Origin of the sequence: Armatimonas sp. (genome assembly GCF_043760365.1) — a bacterium.
In the GTDB taxonomy this organism is placed as follows: domain Bacteria; phylum Armatimonadota; class Armatimonadia; order Armatimonadales; family Armatimonadaceae; genus Armatimonas.
On the sequence record NZ_JAYUPA010000850.1, the window covers coordinates 1 to 8,897 of the forward strand.

At 54.8% G+C, this 8,897-nt stretch carries 9 protein-coding genes and 2 tRNA genes; 1 reads left to right on the forward strand and 10 read right to left on the reverse strand.

Features of this window, described 5'->3' with window-relative positions; translation table 11 throughout:
• From ACH2EH_RS21025 to ACH2EH_RS21065, 9 genes are all read right to left on the reverse strand, one after another.
• Positions 1-368: hypothetical protein (locus tag ACH2EH_RS21025; protein ID WP_395144805.1), on the reverse strand; the 368-nt coding region annotated here is incomplete at its 3' end.
• A 36-nt stretch (positions 369-404) separates the two neighbouring features.
• The gene (clpX, locus tag ACH2EH_RS21030) at positions 405-1,661 is read right to left on the reverse strand and encodes an ATP-dependent Clp protease ATP-binding subunit ClpX (protein ID WP_395144807.1); all 1,257 of its coding nucleotides are present in this window, start codon (positions 1,659-1,661) and stop codon (positions 405-407) included.
• 69 nt (positions 1,662-1,730) lie between these two features.
• Entirely contained in the window at positions 1,731-2,321 is a 591-nt protein-coding gene (locus ACH2EH_RS21035) for an ATP-dependent Clp protease proteolytic subunit (RefSeq protein WP_309692161.1), read from the reverse strand.
• Between the two features lie 52 nt (positions 2,322-2,373).
• Positions 2,374-3,894, reverse strand: a complete 1,521-nt coding sequence (tig, locus tag ACH2EH_RS21040; RefSeq protein ID WP_395144809.1) for a trigger factor — start codon at positions 3,892-3,894, stop codon at positions 2,374-2,376.
• A gap of 111 nt (positions 3,895-4,005) precedes the next feature.
• A tRNA-Gly gene (locus tag ACH2EH_RS21045) sits at positions 4,006-4,077 on the reverse strand.
• Positions 4,078-4,097: 20 nt separating this feature from the next.
• Positions 4,098-4,178 (reverse strand) — tRNA-Leu (locus ACH2EH_RS21050).
• A 65-nt stretch (positions 4,179-4,243) separates the two neighbouring features.
• Positions 4,244-5,152: a hypothetical protein gene (locus ACH2EH_RS21055; RefSeq protein ID WP_395144811.1), complete on the reverse strand. Its 909-nt coding sequence runs from the start codon at positions 5,150-5,152 to the stop codon at positions 4,244-4,246.
• Between the two features lie 3 nt (positions 5,153-5,155).
• A complete protein-coding gene (locus tag ACH2EH_RS21060; protein WP_395144813.1) occupies positions 5,156-5,938 on the reverse strand; it encodes an ABC transporter permease in 783 nt (260 codons plus the stop codon).
• A 27-nt stretch (positions 5,939-5,965) separates the two neighbouring features.
• A complete protein-coding gene (locus ACH2EH_RS21065; RefSeq protein ID WP_395144815.1) occupies positions 5,966-7,042 on the reverse strand; it encodes a TolB family protein in 1,077 nt (358 codons plus the stop codon).
• A gap of 262 nt (positions 7,043-7,304) precedes the next feature.
• Between ACH2EH_RS21065 and ACH2EH_RS21070 the strand changes: the two genes are divergently transcribed.
• Positions 7,305-7,958, forward strand: coding sequence for a PEP-CTERM sorting domain-containing protein (locus ACH2EH_RS21070; protein WP_395144817.1), 654 nt, complete (start codon positions 7,305-7,307; stop codon positions 7,956-7,958).
• A 61-nt stretch (positions 7,959-8,019) separates the two neighbouring features.
• On the opposite strand, the gene ACH2EH_RS21075 is transcribed toward ACH2EH_RS21070, so the two are convergent.
• On the reverse strand, positions 8,020-8,897 hold an 878-nt coding region (locus tag ACH2EH_RS21075; RefSeq protein ID WP_395144818.1), incomplete at its 5' end, for a Gfo/Idh/MocA family protein.

The following is an 8,897-nucleotide window of genomic DNA, read 5'->3' on the forward strand; positions in this document are numbered from 1 at the left end:
GTCACAAGCTTTGCGACGATATCTACCGGCGTGTAGGCATCGGCGGGCTGGGCCATCACGTAGTCTGCCCCAACTCGCACGGCACGCTCGATCAGCTTCTGCGTGTCCTCAAGCTTAAAGGGTCGGTGCCCCAGCGCGAGCCGCAACCCGTAGCGCTTCAGTGCCTCAATGACTTCTTTTTCATTGTCATCACTGAGCCAGCACTCCACACCCTCCAGTCCGGCGTCTTTACAACGCGCAAACTTCTCATCAAGCGTCCACTCCGTCTCCGCATTCATGGGGAGCTTGATCATTCCCCAGAAAGTCTGCTGCACCCGCAAGCGCGGGGCATCGTTTGAGCCCTCATTGAGCCGGTCAAAAGCTGGCATTGTTATTATCCCTCCGTGAGAGTTTGAATCAAATACTCAAGCAGCACGTTCGAAGTAGCGGATATGAGGCGCTTTCTTGTCACGGATGGTCTCTTCAGTGACAACGATCTCTTCGATGTCGCGCTGGGAAGGGACTTCGTACATGATGTCTAGTGTTGCTTCCTCGATAATGGTGCGGAGTGCACGCGCCCCGGTTCCTCGACTCACTGCTTGGCGAGCGATCTCCGTGAGGGCATCTGCCGTGAAGCTGAGATCCACCCCGTCGAGCTCAAAGAAGCGGCGGTACTGCCGCGTAAGCGCGTTACGTGGCTCGGTCAAAATCCGCACCAGCGCGGCCTCATTAAGCGGTGCCAGAGCGGCCAGCACGGGAAGGCGTCCGATAAACTCAGGGATCAGACCGTAGCGCTGGAGATCTTCAGGAGTGACATGCGAGAAGGGATCCTCTTCAATGGACTCTACCTGCGCCGCCACACTGGCACGGAAGCCCACACTTTTCCGGTTGCAGCGCCGCTCGACGATCTCACCGAGCCCATCGAAGGCACCGCCACAGATAAAGAGAATATTGGTGGTATCAATCTGGACATATTCCTGCTGTGGGTGCTTGCGGCCTCCCTGGGGCGGGACATTGGCAAGAGTTCCTTCAAGAATCTTGAGGAGAGCCTGCTGCACCCCTTCGCCGGAGACATCACGGGTTATCGAGGGAGAGTCAGACTTGCGGGCGATCTTGTCAATCTCATCAATATAGATAATGCCCCGCTCCGCACGCTTGATAACATTGGGCAGGGTGTCGCCATTGTCTGCCGCCTGGATTAGCTTGAGCAGAATATTCTCGACATCCTCCCCCACATAGCCAGCCTCCGTCAGTGACGTCGCATCGGCGATAGCGAAGGGGACGTTGAGAATGCGTGCCAAAGTCTGTGCGAGAAGTGTCTTCCCACTGCCCGTCGGTCCGAGCAACATGATGTTGGACTTTTGCAGCTCGACATCACTGGAGGGTGCGTTAATTCTCTTGTAGTGGTTGTAGACGGCCACAGCAAGAGTACGCTTGGCACGCTCCTGCCCGACAACATAGCTGGAGAGCTGCCGATGGATATCGCGCGGCTTTGGCAGATGCCCTACTGGCAGAGCCTCGTCCTGAGTGCTCTCCGTTCGGATGATGTCATTGCAGAGCCCAACACAGTCGAGGCAGACCCCTCCATGAACTCCCAGAATCAGCTTCCGAACCTGCTCGCGACTTTTACCACACAACACACAACGGTTGTCGTGGCGATCATAACCACCAATACGCGCCATCCACGCCCCCTTCACGCCACAGGTAGGCGAGCCAGAGGGCAGTGCACCTCAAAACCCTTTACGCCTGTATTAGCGTTTTTCGCGAACCAGGACTTCGTCAATCAGCCCATACGCTACGGATTCCTCTGCGGAGAGGAAGTAATCGCGCTGGATATCGTGCTTGAGTTTGTCTAGATCCTGACCTGTGTGCTTCTGCAATATTCGCGCCAGTTGATCATTTGTTTTTAATATTTCTCGGGCTTGCACATCAATATCGCCTGCGGTTCCCCGGAAGCCCGCGCTCACCTGGTGAATCATCACGCGAGCATTGGGAAGGGCGAAGCGCTTGCCCTTGGTTCCCCCCGCGAGAAGCACTGCTCCCATGGAGGCAGCCATTCCCATACAGATCGTCGCCACGTCACACCGCAGAAGCTGCATCGTATCGTAGATGGCAAGACCTGCCGTTACCGAGCCGCCTGGGGAATTGACATAGAACTCAATATCGGAATCGGGGTCTTGCTTCTCCAGAAAGAGGAGTGATCCTACGATAATACTTGCCTGCTGGTCATCCACCTCCTCACCGAGGATGATGATGCGGTCTTTTAGAAGTCGGGAAAATAGATCCTGCTCGCGGCTGCCGCGTGCATCTTGTTCAATAACGCCAGGAATCGTCAGTGGCATAGGTATTCCTACTCAAGTGGCCCTGGGTTACAGGGCCACTTCTCTTTTCATATTAGGACTCGGCGGGGGCTTCCGCTTCCGTCTTTTTTGTCCGTCGCTTTGGCTTTTCTTCAACAGCCGGTGCCGCCTCGGCTTCAGGGGCCACCTCAATGGCGGGCTCCTCAGCCTTTTTCTTGGTGGCAGCCCGTTTCTTGGGCTTGGCTTCTTCGGTGGCTTCTAAAGCGGCGGGCGCTTCCGCCTTGGCCGCCTCTTCCGCCTCAAGCTCGGCTGTCGTGAGAGTTCGCTCGGAGACCTTACTAATCTCTTTAAGATAGGTTAGGATCTTCTCGGTAAGTGCCTGATCCCGGAAGCGATCCAGGGTTCCCTGGGACTCCACGTAGGCACGCACCGCCGCGACACTCACTCCGGCCTGCTCCGCTTGCTCCGTTAGCTTGGCATCCACATCCGCCTCTTCGACGGTGATGCTTTCGGTACGGGCAACCTCGGAGAGCACCAGGGAGTTTTTGATGCGCTGGGTTGCTCCCACCGCCATCTCGCCCTGAAGCTGCTCAACACTCTTGCCGATTGAAGCTAGATACTGCTCTGGTGTGACTTTATTCTGCTCCAGTGTCTGCGAGAGTTGCTGGAGCTCCGCATTGACTTCGGCGCGCAAAAGCACCTCGGGGAAGTGGATCTGGCTGGTCTCGACAATCTTGCTGACTAGATGGAACTCGATCTCGTTCTCGCTGGCTTGCTCGGCGTCTTTTTCCAGACGCTCACGGATATCAACGCGAAGTTCCTCCACACTCTCCACCTTGGGGCGAGACCGCTTGGCTAGCTCGTCGGTCAGCTCGGGGAGAACGCGGGAGCGCACTTCCTTCACCGCAACCGTGAAGGCTCCCCGCTTCCCGCGGAGATCCTCGTTCTCGAAAGCCTCAGGGTAGGTCGCCTCGATCGTTTTGGTGTCGCCTTTGCTAAGACCCACCAGGCCAGCATCCAGATCAGGAATGTTCTTCCCCACCTCGATCATGGTCGCTTTGGGTTCCGCAAGTTCCGGCAGATCCTGCCCTTCAACAATGGCCGTGAGATCCACCATTAAGAAATCACCGGTCTGGGAAGGCCGATCCTCAATCTCCGGGTACTCGGCATAGCGCCCCCGCACGCTCTCCAGCTCTTTCTCGACATCCGAGTCAGTGATGGTGATCTTGCGGCGCTCTAGCTCCAATCCTTTGTAGAGCCCCAGAGTTATCTGAGGGCGCAGAGGGATCAGGGCCTTGAAGATAAATGCCTCGCCATCATCCATGGAAACAAACTCCATGTCCGGCTCGGCGAATGGCTCCACGCTCGTTTGGACGAGGGCATCGCGGTAGGCATCGGGAACCAGTGACTCCGCAGCGCGCTGTTTGACGCGTGCTTCATCAACATAGTTCTTGGCAATATGGGGAGGCACCTTTCCACGGCGGAAGCCGGGAAGCTGCAGGCTGCTAACAGCCTGCTGGAATGCTTTCTTTCGTGCGACTTCGACTCGCTCCGGTTGAACGGAGATCGTCAGCGCGATCTTGCAGGGGTCAAGCTGCTCAGTCGTCACCTGCATCGGTGGAATTTTCACTCCTAAAAATTTATAGATTTTGGTTAGTCAACAAAAAGGGTACTGGAGACGTTGCCGTTCCAGTACCCTACCTCGGTCTTTTGGATTAGATCGAAGAGCGGGAGAAGGGATTCGAACCCTCGACTTTCACCTTGGCAAGGTGACACTCTACCACTGAGTTACTCCCGCGTACTATACCCGCTCGGCTATGGGCGAGAGGGGATTTGAACCCCTACGCCTTGCGGCACTGGTTCCTAAGACCAGCGTGTCTGCCATTTCACCACTCGCCCAACCAGGTAACAGGCCGACACAGGATATTCTAGCTTACAGATGCCTTCTTGTCAAGAGTTTGTCTCTACTTACCCGTGAAACGACGTAAGAACTTGATGGCGGTCGGATCCTCGGGGTAGTACTGGAGGCACGCACTCGCCAAGTGGCGCCCCTGCGCATAGAGCAGCTGAGCCTCACTGGTATCCCCTGCTTTACGCCGTGCATCCCCCAGATCACGGTAGATCAGCACAAGCCACCGGAAGGCATTATTAACATCTTCCTCCTCATCCCGGCTGAGGGTTTTAGGGTCTTTCTGGGAGAAGAGCAGGAGTGCCTTATTCCCATGAGCAAGTGCCTCCGCAAGTTTTCCAAGACGAACAAAATACAGTTCACAGAGGGTGGCCTGAATGGACAAGCTGTCCGGGTTGTTTCTCTCGCCTTCCTGGAGAAAAGCCAGTGCTTCGGGAAGCTTCTTGCTCACTCGTGCCATCTGCATCGCGCCATGAACATAGCCTTGAACAAAGTGTGGGTTCGTCCAGGTCATCAAGCGAAAAAGAGGGATCGTTTCTTTCGCATCCCGCTCCTCATGATGAGACATGTCCATGTAGGGCTGAGTCTGGCGCTCCAGACTGCCCAAGACTCCCCGCCAGTCGGCCTCCGCATTGGGAACAATAGTGGTCTCGTCGTGGTGGCTATCGTGGGCAGCTTGCCCCTGTACTGCTCCTACTTTTTTGTCTTTCTTCTCTGAATCCAGCCGCCCCCGGGTCCCGACACCAAAATGCAGATAGCGATCCGACTCCAGCCAGAGAAAATCCGCTATAGAGGCGCGAAACTCGCCAAAAAGTGAAGCGACTGCCGACTCCTCCAGTGCCTCTTGCTGATGGAGGGTCAGCCCCACAGGCGCTTTGAGCTGTGGCTGAACACTCTGCCCAATCTTCCCCGCTAGCACCAGTGCGGTGACGCACAGTGTTCCGATAGCCAGCTCGCTTCTCATAGTCTATAGTGCTACTTTCTTGAAGCGCATCGCCCCCACCATCAGACTGACCAGACAGTGCAGTAGAGCGTAGCCCAGCAGCGCTACTAGCACCCACGGAGGCACCGGTTTCCAGCCGTGGCTAACTTTCCCAGAAAGATCGAAAAGATTCAGCTCCGGTAGTAAAAAATAGAAGCCCCGTAGAAGTAATTGACTCATCCCTTGGCTGGTTTTATCCAGCAGAAGAGTGGACTGAGAGAATGCCTGGGAGCCCACCGCCAACAGTAACGTAATGGTCACCGTCGCCTGGGGAGTGAGAAACACCGAGATCGTGATCGTCACCGCAGAGAGCAGCATCAGCACAAAAAGGCGCAGGATTAGATACTGCCAGAATATCGCTCCCGGATGGAGTCCATACGCCGTTAGTGCCCCCCACCCAATTAACGCAAAGGTCAACAGCCCTATCCCGGAGAGCACAAAGACTCCCAAAAATTTTCCGATGAGTAGATCCGTGCGTGAGATGGGGCGAGCTAGGAGCGGGTAGATCGTCCGCCGTGAGATCTCCTCGGGCATCTGCCGGGCCGCAAAGACGATCGTCAAGATGACAGAGAGCAGGTTGATCACGGTCAGTGTAGCGCTCTTCAGAAAGATATCCAGTCCCTGCACGCCAAAGCGCCCCACGAGTGCGGCCATCCCGATCATCAAGAACGAGAGAATCATCGCCACGTAGAGATCCTTACGGCGCACTGATTCCAGAACGGCTGCCTGCGCCAGTGCCCCCCAGACCACAAATTTTCGTCGCAACATACCCCGATTATTGGCAGTTTTATGGGGTTACTTCACCCAGTCCGCAACGAAAATATTAGTCTCGTGGTCTTTACCATGTCGGTTGCTCGCCCAAAGAAGCTGCTTGCCATTAGGAGAGAACATCGGAAACGAGTCAAACTGCTGCCCATAGGTGACACGCTCTTTTTTCGTACCATCTACGTTTATGAGATACAGCTCAAAAGTGCGACGCTTGGGATCATCAACATTGGAAGCAAAGATCAGCTTTCTACCATCAGGCGTGAAAAATGGCGCGAAGTTTGCGGCTCCGTTTTGAGTCACCTGCTTTGGGTTGGTTCCATTGGCATTCGCCACCCAGAGTTCCATAGAGGTTGGACGTACTAGATTCTGCTTGAGCAAGCGCTGGTAGTCAAGAATAGCTTTATCATCGGCCAAAACACTGGAGCGCCAGACGATCTTTTTACTATCAGGCGAGAAATAAGCACCGCCATCGTATCCCACCCGATTCGTGAGACGCTTCAAGTCCGTGCCATCAATCTTCATGGAGTAGAGGTCTAGGTCGCCGTCACGTGTGGACGTGAAAATGATGCGCTTACCATCGGGCGAGACGGTCGCCTCCGCGTTGTAGCCACATTCTTTCCCAGGCTCGATTTTAGCGGGAAACAACGGACGAAGATTCGTCCCATCGGCGTTGGCCTTGTAGATCGCGTAGTAGGGATAGATCGGCCAAACATAGCCCTGCGAGCGATCGGGCTCCGGCGGGACGGCGGCACTGTAGCCATGGGTAGAGGCGAAGATCACCTCTTTATTGTTTTTGAGAAAGTAGGCACATGTGCAACGTCCTTTCCCTGTAGAGACGCGCTTGCGCTGCCCCCCATCAAGACGCATCGTATAAATCTGATCCGCATCACCACTCCCCTGCATGTGCTGAAAGACCACACGTTTCCCATCGAAGCTCCAGTAGGCCTCAGCATTCTGACCGCCAAAAGTGAGCTGACGAACATTCTTGAGGTGCGTTTCACGGGAGTCATGGAGACTGAGGAGGGGCCCCGTGCCGAGTGAGGGCGGCTGTGCAAGCGCCAGAACACATAGCCCGAGGGTGAGAACGGTAACGCCAATTCGCATAACTCTGGTTGTACCCGATTCATGAAACCAAAACCGCAAAACTTCCCCTCTAAATTTTAATTTTGGTTTACCGACAATAGGTGTTGTTTTTTACATTTTGGGGTAGAATACTTCCACAGGCAAACTTTGCCATCTACGGGGAAACTATGAGATGTGAAGATTTGAGGTTAAACCCCTAGGCCTGTTGAGATTCTGGAGTGGATCACAAGTGATGCACTCCTAACTAAAAATTCTACTATTGAAAATGTAAGTGAGGTTTGTTATGCGATTATCTTTACGCGGAGTTGGAAGTGTTTTAGCAGTTGGCCTTCTGGCCTGTTTGCCACAGACAGCTTCCGCACAATTTGCATTCAGTTCTGTAGGTGCTGTTGCTGGCAATCAGAATTTTGGCGGAACTTTGGGACAGTTTTTCACCATCTCAAGTGCGCCTCTTACGGTTTCTGCACTTGGTGCTTTTGATGGGTTGGTCGCAGGTTTCGGGGCGGGTACCACAATTACCGTCGGAATCAGCGATGCAACATACACGACGATTTTCACACAGACCACTTTTACCCAAGCTGCTCCTGGAGTCCCGGGTGCAGGTTCCTTTACCTTTAAAGGTACTGGCCCGACGGTGCTGCCCGTTGGTAACTACTTGCTTTTTGCCTACGGCTACAACGCCACTGATATGAACTTCAACTCTGGGGGGAATCCAAGTTCATTCACGCTCAATACTTTTTCAGGAACTGTCAGCTACGGTACAAGTGCTTTCTCTGGGACTGCCAACTCCCTTCCAACAATAAATGAACCAATAGTCGGGCGCTACGGAGCTGCTAGCTTTGTTGCCACTTCCCCCGTAGTGCCTGAGCCAGGCACTCTGGCTCTCCTTGGGCTTGGAATGATGGCTGGTGTTGTTGCACGCCGCCGCCGCGCCTAGAATCGGGGAAACCTCACGAATCAGCCTCCTTGCCGTTTGGCGAGGAGGCTTTTTGTGCTTGTTACCTTCGAACTCGCTCTAGCAAGCGGATGCGCTTGCGGACACTCGCTGGAGTCACTGTAAGTGGTTCGTTCTGCCGGATTGAGTGCCACAGATCCGAGTAGAACGCGCCCTGAAGACACTCGAAGCTCTCTTCGCATTCGTAGCTGGCGCTCTGCCACTCCAGACTTTCCTGGTTGTAGGAGCGATCTGGGGTTGAGGCACACTCCACAGGACGCGCAGGATGGGCGCTCCAGTCCACCCACTTCCACTCCAATTTGTTACTGGTGCCCTTGAGTCCCCCCGACGTCCCCATCACTAACCACTTGTCCTGGCCATACGGACAGGTCGCGGCAAACTCGATGTCCAGTGTGAAGGCATCGGGGTGGCGCAGGGTGGCGCGAACATGGTCCGCCGTGTCGCCCGACGCGAGGGTTTTTCGCATATCACTCCAGATCTCCAGGCTCTCGACATCGTCCACGCCTACGGTTTCGTAGAGGCCCAGTGCCTGATCCAATATATGCGGCCCGTTGTTGTAAAGCTGCCCTCCCCCGAACTCCGAGAGTGTCTGCCAGTCCCAGCGCCGTCCGAAGCCGTGCTGCGCAATGCGGATGTGGACGATCTTGCCCAGCACACCACTGGAAATAATCTCTTTTACTTTAATGTAGCTATCTTCGTAGCGCCGGTTCTGGAACGGTACCACGAGCTTCCTTGCTGATTTGGCAGCCACAATCATGCTGTCCACTTCCGCGACGCTCAGCCCGAATGGTTTTTCACAAACCACGTGCTTTCCTGTTTCCAGAGCAGTGACTGTGTTTCGAGCATGATCTCGGTTATAGCTCGAAACCACGATTAGCTCTATCTCTGGGATCGCCACCAGCTCCTCCACCGATGTCACCG